This is a genomic window from Streptomyces sp. NPDC055955, assembly GCF_042270245.1.
In the GTDB taxonomy this organism is placed as follows: domain Bacteria; phylum Actinomycetota; class Actinomycetes; order Streptomycetales; family Streptomycetaceae; genus Streptomyces.
In genome coordinates, this window is the sequence record NZ_JBHJYS010000012.1 from 108,535 (window position 1) to 127,466 (window position 18,932).

Annotated in this window: 16 protein-coding genes and 5 tRNA genes; 15 read left to right on the plus strand and 6 right to left on the minus strand. The window is 72.1% G+C overall.

Going from position 1 to position 18,932, the window contains the following annotated elements:
• Positions 1 to 421: 421 nt before the first annotated feature.
• The 8 genes from ACFC96_RS24215 (at position 422) to ACFC96_RS24250 (ending at position 11,828) form a co-directional block, all read left to right on the plus strand.
• On the plus strand, positions 422 to 1,459 hold the full coding sequence (locus tag ACFC96_RS24215) for a methionine ABC transporter ATP-binding protein (protein ID WP_376257357.1): 1,038 nt from the start codon (positions 422 to 424) through the stop codon (positions 1,457 to 1,459).
• Positions 1,456 to 2,205, plus strand: coding sequence for a methionine ABC transporter permease (locus ACFC96_RS24220; protein ID WP_376257359.1), 750 nt, complete (start codon positions 1,456 to 1,458; stop codon positions 2,203 to 2,205). The genes ACFC96_RS24215 and ACFC96_RS24220 overlap by 4 nt, the downstream gene beginning before the upstream one ends.
• A gap of 74 nt (positions 2,206 to 2,279) precedes the next feature.
• Entirely contained in the window at positions 2,280 to 3,110 is an 831-nt protein-coding gene (locus ACFC96_RS24225) for a MetQ/NlpA family ABC transporter substrate-binding protein (protein WP_376257361.1), read from the plus strand.
• A 607-nt stretch (positions 3,111 to 3,717) separates the two neighbouring features.
• Entirely contained in the window at positions 3,718 to 4,365 is a 648-nt protein-coding gene (locus ACFC96_RS24230) for a GNAT family N-acetyltransferase (protein WP_227293686.1), read from the plus strand.
• A gap of 81 nt (positions 4,366 to 4,446) precedes the next feature.
• On the plus strand, positions 4,447 to 5,658 hold the full coding sequence (gene cbiE, locus ACFC96_RS24235; protein WP_376257363.1) for a precorrin-6y C5,15-methyltransferase (decarboxylating) subunit CbiE: 1,212 nt from the start codon (positions 4,447 to 4,449) through the stop codon (positions 5,656 to 5,658).
• A 356-nt stretch (positions 5,659 to 6,014) separates the two neighbouring features.
• A complete protein-coding gene (cobT, locus tag ACFC96_RS24240; protein ID WP_376614063.1) occupies positions 6,015 to 9,509 on the plus strand; it encodes a nicotinate-nucleotide--dimethylbenzimidazole phosphoribosyltransferase in 3,495 nt (1,164 codons plus the stop codon).
• Between the two features lie 167 nt (positions 9,510 to 9,676).
• A complete protein-coding gene (cobA, locus tag ACFC96_RS24245) occupies positions 9,677 to 10,912 on the plus strand; it encodes a uroporphyrinogen-III C-methyltransferase (protein ID WP_376614065.1) in 1,236 nt (411 codons plus the stop codon).
• An 88-nt stretch (positions 10,913 to 11,000) separates the two neighbouring features.
• On the plus strand, positions 11,001 to 11,828 hold the full coding sequence (locus tag ACFC96_RS24250; RefSeq protein ID WP_266566453.1) for an RNA methyltransferase: 828 nt from the start codon (positions 11,001 to 11,003) through the stop codon (positions 11,826 to 11,828).
• Positions 11,829 to 11,835: 7 nt separating this feature from the next.
• Here the strand turns inward: ACFC96_RS24250 and ACFC96_RS24255 are convergent, their stop codons facing one another.
• Entirely contained in the window at positions 11,836 to 13,101 is a 1,266-nt protein-coding gene (locus ACFC96_RS24255) for a serine/threonine-protein kinase (protein WP_376614067.1), read from the minus strand.
• Between the two features lie 196 nt (positions 13,102 to 13,297).
• On the opposite strand from ACFC96_RS24255, the gene ACFC96_RS24260 reads away from it, so the two are divergent.
• From ACFC96_RS24260 to ACFC96_RS24275, 4 genes are all read left to right on the plus strand, one after another.
• Positions 13,298 to 13,573, plus strand: coding sequence for a hypothetical protein (locus ACFC96_RS24260; protein ID WP_376614069.1), 276 nt, complete (start codon positions 13,298 to 13,300; stop codon positions 13,571 to 13,573).
• 208 nt (positions 13,574 to 13,781) lie between these two features.
• Positions 13,782 to 13,988: a hypothetical protein gene (locus tag ACFC96_RS24265; protein WP_376614071.1), complete on the plus strand. Its 207-nt coding sequence runs from the start codon at positions 13,782 to 13,784 to the stop codon at positions 13,986 to 13,988.
• A gap of 199 nt (positions 13,989 to 14,187) precedes the next feature.
• Complete coding sequence (locus ACFC96_RS24270) at positions 14,188 to 15,135, plus strand: phosphotransferase family protein (RefSeq protein WP_376614072.1); 948 nt, start codon at positions 14,188 to 14,190, stop codon at positions 15,133 to 15,135.
• A 69-nt stretch (positions 15,136 to 15,204) separates the two neighbouring features.
• Complete coding sequence (locus tag ACFC96_RS24275; protein ID WP_116503309.1) at positions 15,205 to 15,489, plus strand: zf-TFIIB domain-containing protein; 285 nt, start codon at positions 15,205 to 15,207, stop codon at positions 15,487 to 15,489.
• 54 nt (positions 15,490 to 15,543) lie between these two features.
• Here ACFC96_RS24275 and ACFC96_RS24280 read toward each other — a convergent pair.
• The 5 genes from ACFC96_RS24280 to ACFC96_RS24300 all read right to left on the minus strand — a co-directional run bounded on the left by ACFC96_RS24280 (position 15,544) and on the right by ACFC96_RS24300 (position 16,028).
• Positions 15,544 to 15,615: transfer RNA gene (locus ACFC96_RS24280), tRNA-Val, on the minus strand.
• A 42-nt stretch (positions 15,616 to 15,657) separates the two neighbouring features.
• Positions 15,658 to 15,729 (minus strand) — tRNA-Val (locus ACFC96_RS24285).
• A 42-nt stretch (positions 15,730 to 15,771) separates the two neighbouring features.
• Positions 15,772 to 15,843: transfer RNA gene (locus ACFC96_RS24290), tRNA-Val, on the minus strand.
• Between the two features lies 1 nt (position 15,844).
• Positions 15,845 to 15,918: transfer RNA gene (locus ACFC96_RS24295), tRNA-Cys, on the minus strand.
• Positions 15,919 to 15,955: 37 nt separating this feature from the next.
• Positions 15,956 to 16,028, minus strand: a tRNA-Gly gene (locus ACFC96_RS24300).
• A gap of 145 nt (positions 16,029 to 16,173) precedes the next feature.
• On the opposite strand from ACFC96_RS24300, the gene ACFC96_RS24305 reads away from it, so the two are divergent.
• The 3 genes from ACFC96_RS24305 to ACFC96_RS24315 are packed head-to-tail and all read left to right on the plus strand — an operon-like array spanning position 16,174 to position 18,930.
• On the plus strand, positions 16,174 to 17,229 hold the full coding sequence (locus tag ACFC96_RS24305) for a chorismate-binding protein (protein WP_376257373.1): 1,056 nt from the start codon (positions 16,174 to 16,176) through the stop codon (positions 17,227 to 17,229).
• Entirely contained in the window at positions 17,226 to 18,047 is an 822-nt protein-coding gene (locus tag ACFC96_RS24310) for an aminotransferase class IV (RefSeq protein WP_376257375.1), read from the plus strand. Before ACFC96_RS24305 ends, ACFC96_RS24310 begins: the two co-directional genes overlap by 4 nt.
• A gap of 58 nt (positions 18,048 to 18,105) precedes the next feature.
• The gene (locus tag ACFC96_RS24315) at positions 18,106 to 18,930 is read left to right on the plus strand and encodes a GNAT family N-acetyltransferase (protein WP_376257377.1); all 825 of its coding nucleotides are present in this window, start codon (positions 18,106 to 18,108) and stop codon (positions 18,928 to 18,930) included.
• The last annotated feature ends 2 nt before the right edge of the window (positions 18,931 to 18,932 follow it).

Here is an 18,932-nt window from a genome sequence, read left to right on the forward strand (position 1 = left end):
CCTGTCCGCACTGGCTGCACGGGTCACTCGGGCGGCGTCCGCGTCGGGCCGTCCCCCGTCCAGGGCTGTCCGCTATTCGGACAGCGGTTCGGGGATCCGGGCGCACTTCTGCTTTACTTTTCGCATGACCACGACGAGCAGCCGCACCCTTGCGACCGAGGCGACGATGACGCCCGGTGCTCGTTGTATGTGTCGAATGTGCGCCTTCTGAGGGCCCCCGCACCGCCTGTTTCTCGCGCCCCGAAGCGAAACGCCGTGCCCTGTCCGTGCTGATGCCGTACGCGACCGGGCCGCCCGCGCACAGTCTCCCCCGGTTCCACCGCCACAGCGAGAACCGTGCTGCGTCCAGGCCGATCCCGACCATGAATGCCCGCCGCAGGCGCTCACCCGCGCCGCGCAATCGACAGTGACGGAATCCCACGTGATCACCACCCAGGGCCTCACCAAGGTCTACCGCTCGCGCGGTCGAGAGGTCACCGCCCTCGACGGCGTCGATCTGCACGTCCGCGAGGGCGAGGTGTACGGCGTCATCGGCCAGTCCGGCGCCGGCAAGTCCTCCCTCATCCGCTGCGTCAACCTCCTGGAGCGTCCCACCTCCGGCACCGTGACGGTCGCCGGACAGGACCTCACCGCCCTCGTCGGCCGCGGCTCCCGCGCCGGCAAGGAGTTGCGCGAGGCCCGCAGCCGCATCGGCATGGTCTTCCAGCACTTCAACCTGCTGTCCTCGCGCACGGTCCAGGACAACATCGAGCTGCCGCTCGAGATCCTCGGCACGTCGGGCAAGGAACGCTCGCGCAAGGCGCTGGAGCTCCTCGACCTGGTCGGCCTCGCCGACAAGGCCAAGGCCTACCCGGCCCAGCTCTCCGGCGGCCAGAAGCAGCGCGTCGGCATCGCCCGCGCCCTGGCCGGAGACCCGAAGGTGCTGCTCTCCGACGAGGCCACCAGCGCTCTCGACCCCGAGACCACCCGCTCGATCCTCCAGCTCCTGCGCGACCTCAACCAGCAGCTCGGCCTGACCGTCCTGCTGATCACGCACGAGATGGACGTCGTCAAGACGGTCTGCGACTCCGCCGCCCTCATGGAGCGCGGACAGATCGTCGAGTCCGGCACGGTCAGCGAGCTGCTCGCGACGCCCGGCTCCGAGCTCGCCGCCGCGCTCTTCCCGGTCAGCGGCGACGCCTCCGGCGCCGACCGCACGGTCATCGACGTCACCTTCCACGGGGAGTCGACGACCCAGCCGGTCATCTCGCAGCTGTCGCGCACGTACAACATCGACATCTCGATCCTCGGCGCCGCGATGGACACCGTCGGGGGCAAGCAGGTCGGCCGCATGCGCATCGAGCTGCCCGGCCGCTTCGACGAGAACGTCGTGCCGATCGGCTTCCTGCGTGAGCAGGGCCTCCAGGTCGAGATCCAGGGTCACGAGCCCGTACTGCTGAAGGAAGGTGTCACCAAGTGACCTGGTCGGAGATGCAGCCGCTGCTGTCCCAGGCGTGTTGGGACACCCTCTACATGGTCGGCTGGTCCACCCTGATCGCGGTCGTGGTGGGCCTGCCCCTCGGTGTCCTGCTGGTCCTCACGGACCGCGGCGGCCTGCTGCAGAACGCCGCGGTGAACAAGGTCATCGGGCAGATCGTGAACGTCGTCCGCTCGATGCCCTTCCTCATCCTGATGGTCGCCCTGATGGGCTTCACGCGCTGGATCGTCGGCACCACGATCGGCCGCGAGGCCGCCATCGTGCCGCTCGCGATCGGTGCCATCCCGTTCTTCGCGAGGCTCGTCGAGACCTCCGTGCGCGAGGTCGACGGAGGTCTGGTCGAGGCCGTGCAGTCGATGGGCGGCAACACCTGGACCGTGGTCCGCAAGGTCCTCGTGCCGGAGTCGCTGCCGTCGCTGATCTCGGCCACCACCACGACGATCATCGCGATCATCGGCTACTCCGCGATGGCCGGCACGGTCGGCGCGGGCGGCCTCGGCGACCTCGCGATCCGCTACGGCTACCAGCGCTTCGAGGCCGAGCTGATGTGGATCATCGTGGCGATCCTCGCCGTCGTGATCGCACTGATCCAGTTCGCCGGCGACAGCGGGGCCCGCGTCCTGCACCGCCGGACCGGCAAGGGCGGCGAACCGCTCCGCTTCCGCGCCTTCACCGGTCTGCTGCCCGGTGCCGTCTCTGCGGACGCCGCCCCGGCCAAGACCCGCTGACCCCCTGACCCGCTGCTCACTGTCTCCCCGCCCCACCCGGCGGGTTGCACCACCCATGGAGAAAGGCACTTTTCGTGCGTAACACCACCAAGATCACCGCTGCTGTCCTCGCCACCGGCGCCCTCACCCTGGGCCTGACCGCCTGCGGCTCCGACAAGGGCGACACCAAGGCCAAGGCGTCCGACCCGCTCGTCGTCGCGGCGACCCCCGTCCCGCACGCCGAGATCCTCGAGTACGTGAAGGACCACCTGGCGAAGAAGGCCGGCCTCAACCTCGAGGTCAAGGAGTTCACCGACTACGTCACGCCGAACACGGCGACCGAGGACGGGTCCGTGGACGCCAACTACTTCCAGACCCAGCCGTACCTGGAAGACTTCAACAAGAAGAACGCCACGCACCTCGAGTCGGTCGCCACGGTCCACCTCGAGCCGCTCGGCCTCTACTCCCAGAAGGCCAAGGCGCTCGGCGATCTGAAGAAGGGCGGCACCATCGCCGTCCCGAACGACGCCGACAACGAGAGCCGCGCCCTGCGCTTCCTCGCCGCCAACAAGCTCATCACGCTCAAGAGCGGCTCCGAGGCCACGGCGACCCCGCAGGACATCGCGAAGAACCCGAAGGACCTCCAGTTCAAGGAGGTCGAGGCGGCCCAGACCCCGCGCTCCCTGCAGGACGTCGACGCCGCGGTGATCAACGGCAACTACGCGATCGGTGCCCACCTCAACCCCGCCAAGGACGCCCTCGCCCTGGAGTCCACGAAGAACAACGCGTACAACAACGTCCTCGCCGTGAAGAAGGGCAACGAGGACGACCCGCGCGTGAAGAAGCTCGCGAAGCTGCTGACGTCGCCCGAGGTGAAGAAGTTCATCGAGGACAAGTACAAGGGCTCCGTGCTCCCCTCCTTCTGATCCGGGACACGAGCAGCTGCTGACGCGCACCGTCACGATGCCCGCGGCCGTCGTCGCCGGAGCCCTCGCGCCCGGCCCGACGGCCCGCGGGTCGGGCGAATGCGACGAGGAGGGGCGGGAAGTACGGTCCCCCGTCGTCGGACGCAGCCGGAAGCGCGAATCGGCCGAGGTGGGCACGCCCCGACCTCGGCCGAGGAGTTGACGGACCGGATGCTGCCCGGGCTCGTGGGCAGACGGCTGCCCGCTCCGCTCCCCGTACGTCAACCACGCGCGGGGCGCGCGGCGTTCAGCTTCTGCAGGCGCCATCCTTCCGGAGTCCCCGGTCAAGAACCCGTACGACAACGTCCTCGCCGTCAAGAAGGGCAACGGGCGCGACACCGGGTCAAGAAGCCTGCCACGCCGCCGACTTCGCCCGAGGTGGAGAAGCTCGTCGAGGGCAGGGACCGGGGATGGGTGCTTCCGGTCGCCGCCGGCCGGCACCACCCGCAGCCACCGCGCCTGCACGGGGTCCTCTTCCGCACCGGGAGAGGACCCCGTGGTGCAGTTACGTGCCTTCATGCTGCATGCTGGGCACTTCACCAGGCCATGAAGGTTACGGAGCGGCGCCATGACTACTGGTACTCGGGGCTTCCCGGACATCTCCATCAGCACGGATCGGCTGGTCCTGCGCGCCCTCGAGGAGGACGACGCCCCCGCCCTCGCCGAGATGATGAACGACGAGATGGTCGCCGCCTGGACCTCGGTGCCCCAGCCCTTCGGTGAGGACCAGGCCCGCACCTGGATCACCCAGTACGCCCCCACCGAGCGCATCGCGGGCCGCGGCCTCGACCTCGCCGTCACCGAGTTCCTCACCCAGCGCCTGGTCGGCATCGTCCAGCTCGGCAAGACGAACTGGCACGTGGGCTCCACCGAGCTGTCGTACATCATCGCGCCGTGGGCCCGCGGCGAGGGCTACGCGTCCGAGGCGGCGCTCGCCACCGCCCGCTGGCTCTTCCGCGAGCAGGGACTGGAGCGCCTCGAGCTGCGTACCGCGGCCGACAACACCGCCTCCCAGCAGGTCGCCCAGAAGATCGGCTGCATCAGCGAGGGCGTCCTGCGCAACGCGTGCATAGCGCGGACGCGTACCGAGGACGGCGGCTGGGAGGACCTGCGGACCGACTTCATCGTGTGGAGCCTGCTGCCCGAGGACCTCGACGGCGTCTCCGACGAGTTCGCCGAGACCGGCGGATACACGGCCTTCTCGGACTGGAACTGACCCCAGAGGTCGCATTCAGGTTCACCAGGTACGCTCACGGAGCCCGTTCGACCCGCGAGAACCTCCAGGAGACTGACGACGATGGCCGACCGGGTCACGGTGATCGGCTGGGACGGCTCGCCCCTGACCGCGGCAGCACGCTCCGCCCTCGGCGCCGCCACCCTCGTGGCGGGCGCGGGCCACCATCTCGCTCTTCCCGAGGTGCCGGGCCGTGCCGAGCGGATCAGACTCGGCAGCGTTTCGCTCGCCGCCCGCCGCATCGCCGCCCACCGCGGCACCGCCGTCGTCCTCGCCGACGGAGACCCCGGTTTCTTCGGAGTCGTACGCACCCTGCGCGCGCCCGAGTTCGGCCTCGAGGTCGAGGTGGTCCCCGCCGTCTCCTCCGTGGCCCAGGCCTTCGCCCGCGCCGGCATGCCCTGGGACGACGCCCAGGTCGTCGTCGCCCACCGCCGCACTCTGCGCCGCGCCGTCAACGTCTGCCGCGCCCACCCCAAGGTCGCCGTCCTCACCTCGCCCGGAGCGGGCCCCGCCGAACTCGGACTGCTTCTCGAAGGCGTCCACCGCACCTTCGTCATCTGCGAGGAACTCGGCACCGACCGCGAGCAGGTCACCGTGGTGACCAGCGACAAAGCCGCCGACCACACCTGGCGCGACCCGAACGTCGTCATCGTCATCGGCGGCCCGAGCGCCCCGTCCGACGACAGCGCCTGGCTCGCCGGAGGCGCCCCCTCGGCCACCCCGCGTGGCTGGGCGCTGCCCGGCGCCGAGTACGGCGGCCGCCTCGGCGAGGGTGAGACCGAGCCCCTGCGCGCCGCCCAACTCGCCCGCACCGGACCGCGCGTGGGCGATCTCGTCTGGGACATCGGCTGCGGCAGCGGAGCCTTCACCGCGGAGGCCGCCCGCTTCGGCGCCGCCGTCATCGCCGTCGACCGTGACCCCGACGCCTGCGCGCGGACCCTCGCCACCGCCCGCCGCTTCGGAGTGCAGCCGCAGATCGTGCACGGCACGGCGCCCCACATTCTCGAAGTCCTGCCCGAACCCGATGTCGTACGCATCGGGGGCGGGGGAGCGGCGGTCGTCTCCGCCGTCGCCGACCGGCGACCCCGACGCATCGTGACGCACGCCGCGACACGCGATGCGGCCGAACTCATCGGCAGGGACCTGTCGGAGCACGGCTACCGGGTCGAGTGTTCGCTCCTGCAGTCCGTCGAGCTGGACACTCGTGTGTGGACCGAGAAGGAGCGGACCGTGGGGTTCCTGCTCTCCGGAGAGTTGCCCGACCGCAACCCGTGACCCCGTCGCTCCGGGGCGCGCGGTAGGCTGGCCGATCGTTGTACTGCACCCGGACGACCGGCTTTCCGTCGGTCAATGTCCGGAAAACGCGCCACTTTTGGGGGTGCGTGTGGTACGGCAGGACCGGAGGATGCGCAACGTGGCGCAGTCCACAGCGGGCCGTGCCCGATCCAGGTGCGGTGGCAGCCGGCCGACCGGGACAATACCTGTTGTCCTCAGCCGGCTCGTGCCGCACGGCACTCACGCTCGTTCTTCATGACGGGCGGTCGGTGCGCCGCTCCGGTCACTGGGGTCGCATCCCCGGCCGACGGCCGGGGGCTGCCGAAGAAGCACTAACCGATGGGCGAGGGGTACGCATGACCGACACCGGCCAGGTTCCGGGCGAGGGGCTGCCGGAGAACGCAGGCACGGTGGAACAGCCGGGCGTCCCCGCCCCGGGTGCGTACACCTTCCTCGACCCCTCCGAAACCCCCACCGAAGACGACGATCTGCTGCTGATGCCGGGTTCGCAGGGCGCCTGGGGCGAGCCGCAGGCCGCCCCGATGCCCGCTCCGCACGAGCCGGGCCCGCACGAGACGGCGGGCCGGGACAGCGGCCAGGTGGACCTGAACGGCGTCCGAGTGCCGGGGCCCTCGCCCGCCCCGCACGCCGGGCCCGCGCGTCGCCCGCTGCACATGGGCCCGCCGGTGCCGGACGGCACGGGCAGCCCGGTCCGTTCGCTCGCCGACCGCGGCCCCGCGCACACACCGCCGAACCCCACGCCGGTACCTCAGGCGGGCCCGCCCGCCACGGAGCCCGAGTACCTCGACATCCCGCGCGACGAGAGCGGCGCCCCGGTGCCGCAGCTCGGTGAGATCCCGCCGCAGGGTGCCGCTCCCTGGGGCGCGCAGGCGCCGCAGCAGGGCTTCGAGGCGCCCGCCGTGGAGGTCGCGCAGGAGCTCGCACCGGACGCCGCAGCAGAAACGGTCGTCCCGGACGCCACTCCCGTCACACCGGCCGCCCCGACGCAGCAGACCGTCGGCGACGCCCCCGTGTTCGCCCAGGCGCCGCAGCACCCGCAGGACCCGCGCGCCGCGCAGGCCCAGCAGACGCCGGAGGGCGCGGTCGCCCCGGAGTTCGCCCTTCCCGAGGAGGTGCCGGTGTACGCGGCGGCTCCCGACGGTGTCCTGTTCGCCGAGGAGCAGGCCGCACCGGCCGAGTACGCCGTCGACTACTCCTCCGCTCCGAACGGTGTGCAGTTCGCGCCGGTCGGGCAGGGACCCGAGAGCGCGCAGTTCGCGGTGCAGCCCGAGCCGGTGGCCGCCTACGCAGGGCATCAGCGGATGGCCGCGCACCCCGGTGAGCTGCCCGTCGACCCGCACTCCGGCCAGTTCGCCATGGCGCCCGAGGCGGTTGAGGGCCAGCACTTCCCGCAGGCTCCCGGCGAGGATCCGGCGGACCGGGCGGCGCAGCCGCTCGGCCAGTTCGTGCCCGTCGAGGGGACGGTCCCCACCACGCCGCACCTGGCGCCGACGCCGCCGCAGCACATGGTCGTGCCACCGCTGCCCGAGCCCGAGGCCGAGTTGCCCGAACCGGCGGCGCCCGAAGCTCCGGCTCCCGTCCTCATCGACGAGACCCCCGAAACGCCCGACGCGGACCAGGTCCCCCCAGCGCAAGAAGCACACGAAGTCCACGTGGTACCCGAGACACACGAAGCACACGCGGTCGACGACGCGGCGCACGCGATGAACGAAACGCACGCGACGAACGAGCCGCAGGCGACGCACGAAGCCTCTGAGATCCCCGAGGTGGCAGAGATCCCGGAGGCGGCAGAGCTCTCCGAGGCGGCAGAGCTCTCCCGGAGCGCCGGGGCGAACGAGGCGCCCGAGTCGTTCGAGGCGGCCGCCGAGGTTCCTCCCGTGCTCCCCGACGCCGTCGTCGAGGCCCCCGCCCCGGCCGACGCGCAGCCGGAGACCGCTCCCGAGGCCGCCGAGCCCGTCGCGGAGACGGAGCAGGCGCTCGTGGAGGCTGAGCAGGAGACCCTCGTCCCCGCCCCCCGCGAGGCCGTCGACCTCGCCCCCCAGGGCGTGCCGGACGTGACCCCCGAGACGCCGCCGGCCCCGGCCGACGACCTCGTGGGCCCGGCCGCTCCCGGCTACGACGAGGCCGAGCGCGAGGCCGTCCTGCGCGTCATGCGCGAGCGCCGCGACATCCGTAACGGCTTCCGCAGCGACCCGATCCCGCACGACGTGCTGCTCCGTGTCCTGGAGGCCGCCCACACGGCGCCGTCCGTCGGCCACTCGCAGCCCTGGGACTTCGTGGTCATCCGCTCCGCGGAGACCCGGCGCACGATGCACGAACTGGCCATGCGTCAGAAGGACGCGTACGCCAAGTCCCTGCCCAAGGGCCGCGCGAAGCAGTTCAAGGAACTGAAGATCGAGGCCATCCTCGACACCCCGGTGAACATCGTCGTCACCGCCGACCCGACGCGCGGCGGCCGCCACACGCTCGGCCGCCACACGCAGCCGCAGATGGCCCCGTACTCCTCCGCGCTCGCCGTCGAGAACCTGTGGCTCGCGGCCCGCGCCGAGGGGCTCGGCGTCGGCTGGGTCAGCTTCTTCGACGAGCGCGAGATGGTCCGCACCCTCGGCCTGCCCGACCACCTCGAGGTCGTCGCCTACCTCTGCGTGGGCTACGTCGACGAGTTCCCGGACGAGCCCGAGCTGATGCAGGCCGGCTGGTCCAAGCGGCGCCCGCTGTCCTGGGTCGTCCACGAGGAGACGTACGGCCGCCGCGCCCTGCCCGGCGAGGACCCGCACGACCTGCTCGCCGAGACCGTCTCCAACATCCGCCCGCTGGACGCCAAGGCGCTCGGCGAGGCGTGGGAGCGCCAGAAGCGGATGACGAAGCCGGCCGGCGCGCTCGGCATGCTGGAGATCATCTCGGCCCAGCTCTCCGGCCTGTCCCGGATGTGCCCGCCGCCGATCCCCGAGCCCGCGGCCGTTGCGATCTTCGCGGGCGACCACGGCGTGCACGCCCAGGGCGTCACCCCGTGGCCGCAGGAGGTCACGGCCCAGATGGTCGCCAACTTCCTGGGCGGCGGCGCGGTCTGCAACGCGTTCGCGAACCAGGTCGGCGCCGAGGTCTGCGTCATCGACGTGGGCGTGGCGAGCGAACTCCCGGCGACCCCGGGCCTGCTGCCTCGCAAGGTCCGGGCGGGCACCGCCGACATGACCACCGGGCCCGCCCTGAGCCGTGAGGACGTCAAGGCGGCCATCGAGGTCGGCATCGAGACGGCCCGCGACCTCGTCGCGGCCGGCAACAAGGCGCTCCTCACCGGCGAGATGGGCATCGCCAACACCACGGCGTCGGCCGCCCTGATCTCGGTCTACACGGGTGTCGACCCGTCCGAGGTGACCGGCCGCGGCACGGGCATCAACGACGAGACCCATGCCCGCAAGGTCGAGGTCGTCCGCCGCGCGCTCGACCTGCACCAGCCGGACCCGGCCGACCCGATCGGCGTCCTGGCCGCGGTCGGTGGCCTGGAGCACGCGGCGATGGTCGGCCTCCTCCTGGGCGGCGCGTCGCTGCGCACCCCGGTGATCCTGGACGGCGTCAGCGCCGGAGCGGCCGCCCTGGTCGCCCGCGCCGTGGCCCCCGAGGTCCTCGCGGCCTGCATCGCCGGCCACCGCAGCGCGGAGCCCGGCCATGTGGCGGCCCTGAACAAGCTGGGCCTGCGCCCCCTGATCGACCTGGACCTCCGCCTCGGCGAGGGCACGGGAGCGCTCCTCGCCCTGCCGATCGTCCAGAGCGCGGCCCGTGCGATGCACGAGGTGGCGACGTTCGACTCGGCGGGCGTCACCGAGAAGTAGCAGGGCCGAGGGCAGCGGCCCTCACTGCCGCAGGGGCGGGCCGGGACATGCGTCCGGCCCGCCCCGTACGCTGAACCCGCACGTCAAAGGCCCGCTCCAGCGCCGAAGCGAGCCTCGTACAGGCATCACCCGTCACACGCGCCACCCGCACGAGGAGCCGCACGCCCATGGCCGCAGAACACCCCGCGTACCCCGTAGGCCTCCGTCTCACCGGCCGCCGCGTAGTCGTGCTCGGCGGCGGCCAGGTCGCCCAGCGCCGCTTGCCGGCCCTGATCGCGGCGGGCGCCGACATCCACCTGGTCTCGCCCAGCGCGACGCCCTCGGTGGAGGCCATGGTGGACGGCGGTGAACTCACCTGGTCGCGGCGCCCGTACGCGGACGGCGACCTGGCCGACGCCTGGTACGCCCTGATCGCCACCGGCGACCGCACCGCGAACGAGGCGGCCTCCGCCGAGGCCGAGCGCCACCGTGTCTGGTGCGTCCGCTCCGACGACGCCGACGCGGCCACCGCCTGGACGCCGGCCACCGGCCGCTCCGAGGGCGTCACCGTCGCCGTCCTGACCACCGACGCCGCCGGCCGCGACCCCCGCCACACGGCGGCCGTGCGCGACGCGATCGTGGAGGGCCTGCGCGACGGCTCGCTGGTCGCCCCGCACCACCGCACCCGTACCACCGGCGTCAGTCTGGTCGGCGGCGGACCCGGCGACCCCGACCTGATCACCGTCCGCGGCCGCCGTCTCCTCGCCGAGGCGGACGTCGTCATCGCGGACCGGCTCGGTCCCCGCGACCTGCTCGACGAACTCCCGCCGCACGTCGAGGTGATCGACGCGGCGAAGATCCCGTACGGCCGCTACATGGCCCAGGAGGCCATCAACAACGCGCTCATCGAGCACGCCAAGCAGGGCAAGGCGGTCGTCCGTCTCAAGGGCGGCGACCCGTACGTCTTCGGCCGCGGCATGGAGGAGGCCATCGCGCTGGAGGCCGAGGGCATTCCGTACACGGTCGTCCCCGGCATCTCCAGCTCGATCTCCGTCCCCGGCGCGGCCGGCATCCCGGTCACCCATCGCGGCGTCGCCCATGAGTTCACCGTGGTCAGCGGCCATGTCGCGCCGGACGACGAGCGCTCTCTCGTCGACTGGCCCGCCCTCGCCAAGCTGCGTGGCACCCTCGTCGTCCTCATGGGCGTCGACAAGATCGGCAGGATCGCCGAGACCCTCGTCGCGCACGGCAAGTCCGCGCAGACGCCGGTCGCCCTGGTCCAGGAGGGCACCACGGCCGCCCAGCGCCGCGTGGACGCGACCCTGGAGACGGTCGAGGAAGCCGTCCGCACCCATGAGGTGAGGCCCCCGGCCGTCATCGTCATCGGCGACGTCGTCGCGGTGGGCCCGCAGCACACCGCGTAACCCCTCACCCGCCCCCACGCGTAACCAGCGGTAACAGAACTCGCTCCGAGCCGTTGGCACCGCACCCAGGACAAGGCAGTATCAACCTGTGGCTGAAGCTCAAGGTCTCATCACCATCGAAGATCCCGACGACCCGCGCCTGCGCGACTACACGGGCCTGACCGACGTCGAGCTCCGCCGCAGGCGCGAGCCCGCCGAGGGCCTCTTCATCGCCGAGGGCGAGAAGGTGATCAGACGGGCCAAGCAGGCCGGGTACGAGATGCGGTCCATGCTGCTCTCCGCCAAGTGGGTCGACGTCATGCGCGACGTCATCGACGAGGTTCCGGCCCCGGTCTACGCCGTGAGCCCGGACCTCGCCGAGCGCGTCACCGGCTACCACGTGCACCGCGGCGCCCTCGCCTCGATGCAGCGCAAGCCGCTTCCGACCGCCGACGAACTCCTCGCCACGCAGCGCCGCGTCGTCGTCATGGAAGCGGTGAACGACCACACGAACATCGGTGCCATCTTCCGCAGCGCGGCAGCGCTCGGCATGGACGCGGTCCTGCTCTCCCCGGACTGCGCCGACCCGCTCTACCGCCGCTCGGTGAAGGTCTCCATGGGCGCCGTCTTCTCGGTCCCGTACGCGCGCCTCGAATCCTGGCCCAAGTCCCTGGAGTCGGTGCGCGAGGCGGGTTTCAGCCTGCTCGCGCTCACCCCCGACGAGAAGGCGAAGAGCCTCGACGAGGTGGCCCCGCACAAGATGGACCGCGTGGCCCTGATGCTCGGCGCCGAGGGCGACGGCCTCTCCACCCAGGCCCTGGTCGCCGCCGACGAATGGGTGCGCATCCCGATGGCCCACGGCGTCGACTCGCTCAACGTGGGAGCGGCGGCCGCGGTCGCGTTCTACGCGGTGGCCACCGGCCGCCCCCGGTCCTGACCGGACCTCAGAGGTAGGGGCGGGGCAGCGTCTCCTGCGCGTGCACGCCGCCGCGCGGCTCACCGAGCCCGCGCGACGGCCCCTGGCAGCCCTGCGCCGCCGCGATCGCGAGTGCCACGAGCAGCGTCACCACCACGAACACGAAGAGCCGCTGGCGCAGCAGCCGCGGATTGGCGGGTCGGCGCTTCCCGGTCCCTGTCGTACGCGGCCCCTGCCGCCCGCCGTTGCTGCGGGGCGCGGGGCGCGCGCCCGGACGCGTCGTGTTGCGGGGCGCGCCCGGCCGTGTGCTGCCGCCGGTCCGCGAGGAACCGTTGCTCGGCCGGGGCGGGGGAGTGCCCTGCGGAGCGCGGCGCTGCGTGCGCTGCTCCGAGTACTGCTCGGCGAGCCGGCCCGTGGGCCGGTCGATCTCCCCGCGCGGCGCGGGCGGCCTGGCGTCGCCGAGGCCCTGCGCCTCACGGGCCGCGATCTCCTTGAGCCGCAGCGACAGTTGGAGCGTGCTGGGCCGCTCCTCGGGGTCCTTGGCGAGGCAGGCCCGGATCAGCGGGGACAGGGCGTCCGGTACGCCGTGCAGCTGGGCCTCCTCGTGCACGACCCGGTACAGCATCACTTCGGAACTGCCTTGCCCGAAGGGTGAGTCGGCCATCGCCGCGTACGCGAGGGTGGCACCGAGCGCGAAGACGTCCGTGGCGGGTGTGACAGCGGCGCCCCGTACCTGCTCGGGGGCGAGGAACCCGGGGGAGCCGACGGCCGTACCGACATGGGTGAGCGTGGAGGCGCCGGTCGCCCAGGCGATGCCGAAGTCGATGATGCGCGGGCCCTTGGGCGACAGCAGGATGTTCGACGGCTTGAGGTCGCGGTGCACGACGCCCGCCTCGTGCACGGCGACGAGCCCCTCGGACAGCGCCGCGCCGACCGCGGCCACGTCGGAGGCGGCCAGCGGCCCCTCCTCGGCGACCTTGTCGTGCAGCGAGGGGCCGGGGACGTACTGGGTGGCGAACCACGGCTTGTCGGTGTCGAGATCGGCCGCCACCAGGCGGGCCGTGCAGCCGCCCCTGATCCTGCGGGCCGCGGAGACCTCGCGCGCGAAGCGTGACCTGAACTCCTGGTCCTCCGCGAGATCGGGCCGGATCACCTTCAGTGCGACCCGCTGCCCACGGCGGTCGGAGCCCAGATAGACGACGCCCATCCCGCCCGCGCCGAGCCGCCGGTGAATCCTGAACGAGCCGACGACACGCGGGTCCTCGCGCCTCAGGCGCATCATCGCCATGTCCATCCCCGCTGCCCGGTCCGTTTGACGAGCGACAGCTTACGTTTCCACGGCCGGGTGCGCGCATAGGCCGCGCCCTCGCGATCCGATCGATTGTCAGTGCCCGGTGGGAAACTTGAGAGGTGGTCAGGGAAAGCGGGAGCGCTGCGGCCCAGGCCTGCCCTGACAGCCAACCGTCCGTCGTAGAAGGGGGATTGGGCCTGTGAAGGGTGATCGAGTGGAGATAGTCGTGGACGCGGGGGACACGACGCGCACGTACGAGGTGGTGGCGAGCCGGGCGGGCCGCCGGGTCGAGACGGCGGTCCGCAGGGGCGTGGTGGAAGTGAGCGAAGTCACCCGCTCCGGCACTGTCGTGCGTACGGCACGATTCATGGCGACCCGGGTGCTCGCCCTGGTCGAGCAGCCGGTACCCAGGGAGGAGCCCTCGGAGGCGGAGGCCCGCGCCGCGCGTCCCCTCCGGGAAGACCCCGAGACCTAGCCCGAGACCTAGGTCCTTTTCTCCACCCAGGGGAGTAGGCGGGACGGCGGCGGTCATCCTCCGGGAGGCCCGGCAATCGGTACGAGGGCATGACGACCGTGGCTCCCGACGCGCCTAGATTTGAGGTCAAGCGGCGGGTGCAAGCACTCGTCCCCCGAGGTCAGGTGCCCGCCGCTGCAAACCGAAGATCTTGACCGGGAGAGGAACCATGGCGGACACGGCACCGCGGACGATGGTCCGCACGCAGGGACGCAGGGCGTTCGCCGCGTTCGGCGGCCGTCGTTCCGAGCGCCGTCACCCCTTGGTGGCGGCGGCCATGGTTCTTCCCCTGGCGGCCCTGCTCGTATTCGTCTTCGGCGGCTGGGAGGCAGTGGTCACACAAGCGTCGTCCGTGGGCGTGATGCTGGGGCGCTGAGCGGCGCCCCAGGCCCGGAAGAGCGGTCCGGGCGGGGACATCCGGCCATGAAACCCCGTGGGGACGGGGGTGCGGCGGACGGCACATGATGGCCGCGCAGCTGGGGAGCTGCGCGGCCATTGTTCTGCCCGCGCACCCGTAAGACCCATGGCCGGTTTCTGCGTACGCTCGCGGTGACACCGTCCGGGGGGAACCACCGATGACCGCACCCGTCCTGCTGCCCGCACTCACCGCCACGGCACATGGCGCGGCGCACCGCACTCAGGGACCCTGCGCCTGCCCGGCCGCGGGAGACGTACTCGCCGACCGGGCGGACGGCACGGTCGTGCGTCACGGGGACATCGTCGCCAAGGCCCACGCCCCCGGCACGGATCCCGCCGAGCTCAACGCCCGCCTTGCCGCGGCTGCGGCGCTCCCCGGCGTCCTGTTGCCGCCCCTCACGCCGGGCGCGGCCCATCTGCACGACCGGCTCGTCACGTTCTGGCCGCACGGCAGTCCCGTGGACCCCGACGCTCCCGGACGCGCGCCGTGGGAGGACGCGGCCACGCTGCTGGCCCGCCTCCACACCGTGCCCACGGCGGAACTCCCGGGCCCGCTCCCGCCGATGCGCGGCCCCGCCAAGGCGGCCCTCGCCGTCGCGCGGCTCTTGGCCGCCGGCCCGCACCCGGCGTCCGTCCCGATCCTGCGCGCCTGGTCGGGTCTGCCGCCGTGGGCCCGCGCCGAGACCCCCGCCCGGCACGCGTCGGCCCTGTGCCACGGTGACCTGCACCTCGGCCAGCTCGTCCGCCGCCCCGCGGACATCGGTCCCTGGCTCCTGATCGACGTGGACGACCTCGGCACCGGAGACCCGGCCTGGGATCTCGCCCGCCCCGCCGCGTGGTTCGCGTGCGGCCTGCTTCCGGCACAGGAGTGGACGAGGTTCCTCACCGCGTACCAGGAGGCGGGCGGCGCTCCGTCGCTCCAGGGCGACCCGTGGTCCGCCCTCGATGCCCCGGCCCGTGCCCTCACCGTCCAGACCGCGGCGCTCGCCGTGGCCAAGGCCGTCGCGGCCGGCCGGGCGCTCGACGAGGCGGAGGAGGCATTGGTCGACGCCTGTGACCGAATGGCAGCAGTACCGGCCGAGTTGGCGCACGGCGTGGCGAAGTAGGGTGCAACGGACCGCTGCCGGGAAGTGTTCCGGCGAAGAAGTGCCCAACGGCGAGGAGTTGAGCCGACGATGCAGTGCCCCAAGTGTCATGCACCGATGCACACGTACAACCGCAATGGCGTCCAGATCGAGCAGTGCAGTGGCTGCCGGGGGATATTCCTCGACTACGGCGAGCTGGAGTCCCTGACGCGCCTCGAGTCCCAGTGGCAGCAGCAGGTGCCGCCGGCGCCGCCGGCCCCGCAGGCGTACCCGTCGGCCCCGGCCCCGGCCTGGGGCGCCCCGCACCACGGCGGGCACCACGGCCACCACGGTCACCACAAGGGCGGCTTCGGCCGGATGCTCTTCTCCTCCTGAGCCGCCCGGTACATGAAGAAGCCCCCGGCCGAAAGGCTGGGGGCTTCTTGACTGTGCGCGATACTGGGATTGAACCAGTGACCTCTTCCGTGTCAGGGAAGCGCTCTCCCGCTGAGCTAATCGCGCGGGACGGACCAGACTGTATCAGGACCCGTGAGTGGTACTGCGTGCGCGATACTGGGATTGAACCAGTGACCTCTTCCGTGTCAGGGAAGCGCTCTCCCGCTGAGCTAATCGCGCGGGTTTCGGACCGTCGAGAAGATGACCTTCGTGATGATCCAGTGGACGATACTGGGATTGAACCAGTGACCTCTTCCGTGTCAGGGAAGCGCTCTCCCGCTGAGCTAATCGTCCTTGGAGGTGGAGACGGGATTTGAACCCGTGTAGACGGCTTTGCAGGCCGTTGCCTCGCCTCTCGGCCACTCCACCAGGAGTGTGGGGGTTCGGGAAGATCCCCCACTTCCTGAGCGGACGACCAGGTTCGAACTGGCGACCTCAACCTTGGCAAGGTTGCGCTCTACCAACTGAGCTACGTCCGCTTGTCGTTTCCGTTTCGCTTGCGCGTCCCGGCGACGTGTTGAACTCTAGCGGATTCCTGGGCCAGTACAAAAACGCGTTTGCGCAGCGTGCTGCGGTGCGACTGCCCCAGGTCACGCGGGGGACACCCGCCATAGACTCGAAGACGTGCGCGACCTCCCTCACGACCTGCCCCCTCTGGCCCGCTTCGGCGCTCTCGTAGCGACCGAGTTGCGCGACGTGACCAGCGATCCCGAGGCTCTGGACTCCGCCGGCTTCTGGGCCGTGTCCGCGGACTTCGAGGGCCGTCTCGTATGTGCCCGCTTCGACTCCGTACGGGAGGAGCCCGTGCCCGCCCCGGTCCCCGGGGCCTGGCAGGGGCCCGCGGCCGAGGACTGGACGTCGTCCCTCGACCGGGCCGCCTACACCGAGGGCGTCCGCAGGATCCGCACCCGCATCGCGGCCGGCGACGTCTACCAGGCCAACCTCTGCCGCGTCCTGTCCGCGCCCCTTCCCCCGCGCGCGGACGTGGACGCCCTCACGGCGCTCCTCGCGCGCGGCAACCCGGCCCCCTACGCGGGGACCATCCGCCTTCCCGAGCACGGTGTGGAGATAGCCACCGCGTCCCCCGAGCTCTTCCTCAGCCGCACCGGGCGGATCGTCGAGTCCGGGCCGATCAAGGGCACGGGCCGCACCGAGGCGGACCTCCTGGAGAAGGACTACGCGGAGAACGTGATGATCGTGGACCTGGTCCGCAACGATCTCGGACGCGTCTGCGCGACCGGTTCCGTGACCGTCCCGGAGCTGTGCGTCGTGGAGAAGCACCCGGGCCTCGTCCACCTCGTCTCCACCGTCCGCGGTGAACTGCGCGACGGCGCGGGCTGGCGCGAACTGCTCGACGCCGCGTTCCCGCCCGGCTCGGTCACCGGAGCGCCCAAGTCCAGCGCCCTGCGCATCATCGAGGCCCTGGAGACGGCGCCCCGCGGGCCGTACTGCGGCGGCATCGGCTGGGTCGACGCCGACCGGGGCACCGGCGAGCTGGCCGTCGGCATCCGCACGTTCTGGGCCGACCGGGCCGAGGGCGTCCTGCGGTTCGGCACCGGCGCCGGCATCACCTGGGGATCGGACCCCGAAGGTGAGTGGCGGGAGACCGAACTGAAGGCTTCTCGGCTGCTCGCGGTAGCGTCGGGTACGTACCAGGAAAGTGGAGGGATCCCTACGTGAAGATCTGGCTCGACGGCACACTGCAGGACCTCGAGGCCGCCCGTGTCTCGGTGTTCGACCATGGCCTGACCGTGGGCGACGGCATTTTCGAGACCGTGAAGTCGGTCGACGGGAAGCCGTTCGCGCCGACCCGCCACCTGGACCGGCTCGCCCGCTCCGCGCGCGGCCTCGGTCTGCCCGAGCCCGACCTCGACGAGGTGCGCCGGGCCTGCGACGCCGTCCTCGAGGCCAACCCGATGCCGCTCGGCCGGCTGCGGATCACGTACACCGGAGGGCTCTCCCCCTTGGGGTCCGACCGCGGTGAGCAGGGGCCGACGCTGGTGGTCGCCCTCGGCGAGGCCGCCCGGCGTCCCGACTCCACCGCGACGGTCACGGTCCCGTGGACACGCAACGAGCGCGGCGCGCTCACCGGCCTGAAGACCACCTCGTACGCGGAGAACGTCGTCGCGCTCGCCCGCGCGCGCGAACAGGGCGCTTCCGAGGCGCTGTTCGCCAACACGGTGGGTCAGCTCTGCGAGGGCACGGGGTCGAACGTCTTCGTCGTCCTCGACGGCGAGATCCACACCCCGCCGGTCGCCTCCGGCTGTCTGGCGGGCATCACCCGCGCGCTGGCCGTCGAGTGGACCGGCGCCAAGGAGACCGATCTGCCGCTGGACGTCCTGGAGCGCGCCGACGAGATCTTCCTGACGTCCACCCTGCGCGACGTGCAGGGTGTGCACCGGGTCGACGGACGCGAGCTGCCCGGCGCGCCTGGTCCCGTCACGGCCAAGGCGATGCGCGTCTTCGACGAGCGCGCGGCGGACGACCTCGACCCGTAGAACGGACGACTGCCAATCCGGGTGACGCGGTGGTCACAGGGCGGGTAGAACACCCCTGATGACCACCACCCTGCGGCCGTCCGAGCCGCTTCAGCGCGATGCCGACGGGACGCGGTCACGCCACTACAAGGTGTGCGTGAACAGCCGCCCCGTCGGCGAGCTGCGTCTGGGCACCCACCCCGTCTACGGCGAGGGAGTGGCCCGGATCCGTGATCTTCGGATCGACGAGGAGGACCGCGGGCGGGGCCGCGGCACCGTCGCCGCGCTCGCCGCCGAGGAGGTGGCGCGCGGCTGGGGCTGCGGCCGGATCGAGGTCTCGATCCCCGCGCCGGCCCAGCGTGCCCTCGCCCTGGCCACCGCCCTCGGCTACGTCGAGCGCAACCGCAACATGGAGAAGGAGCTCCCGGCCGAGCCCCCCACGCTCCCGGCGGGCAGCGCGGGACGGCGCATGACCGGCCCCGAGTACACCGCATGGGAGGCGCACACGCAGGCCGGTTACGTGCGCACCCTGGTCGAGCGGGGCGTCTCGCAGGCGCAGGCACACGCCAAGGCCGAGGCCGATCACGCGGCGACGCTCGCGGAAGGGCTCGCCACACGGGACGCGGTCCTGAGCGTGCTCGAGGCGGACGGCGCGGTCGTGGGCACGTTGTGGGTCGCGCTGCGCGGCGAGAGCGCCTACGTCTACGACGTCGAGGTCGCGGCCGAGCACCGCGGGCACGGCCACGGGCGGTCGCTGATGCTCCTCGCGGAGGCCGAGTCGCACGCCGCGGGCGTCACCCGCCTGGGGCTCAACGTCTTCGCGGGCAACACCCCGGCCGTCCGTCTGTACGAGTCGCTCGGATACCGGGCGACCGAGTTCCACCTGTACAAGCCGCTGCTCTGAGC

Bases quoted from the DNA above. Each gene is read 5' to 3' on its own strand.
- ACFC96_RS24230 (WP_227293686.1), top strand. From the start codon at position 3,718: ATGACTACTGGTACTCGGGGCTTCCCGGACATCTCCATCAGCACGGAT.
- cbiE (WP_376257363.1), top strand. From the start codon at position 4,447: ATGGCCGACCGGGTCACGGTGATCGGCTGGGACGGCTCGCCCCTGACC.
- cobT (WP_376614063.1), top strand. From the start codon at position 6,015: ATGACCGACACCGGCCAGGTTCCGGGCGAGGGGCTGCCGGAGAACGCA.
- cobA (WP_376614065.1), top strand. From the start codon at position 9,677: ATGGCCGCAGAACACCCCGCGTACCCCGTAGGCCTCCGTCTCACCGGC.
- ACFC96_RS24255 (WP_376614067.1), bottom strand. From the start codon at position 13,101: ATGGACATGGCGATGATGCGCCTGAGGCGCGAGGACCCGCGTGTCGTC.
- ACFC96_RS24265 (WP_376614071.1), top strand. From the start codon at position 13,782: ATGGCGGACACGGCACCGCGGACGATGGTCCGCACGCAGGGACGCAGG.
- ACFC96_RS24270 (WP_376614072.1), top strand. From the start codon at position 14,188: ATGACCGCACCCGTCCTGCTGCCCGCACTCACCGCCACGGCACATGGC.
- ACFC96_RS24275 (WP_116503309.1), top strand. From the start codon at position 15,205: ATGCAGTGCCCCAAGTGTCATGCACCGATGCACACGTACAACCGCAAT.
- ACFC96_RS24315 (WP_376257377.1), top strand. From the start codon at position 18,106: ATGACCACCACCCTGCGGCCGTCCGAGCCGCTTCAGCGCGATGCCGAC.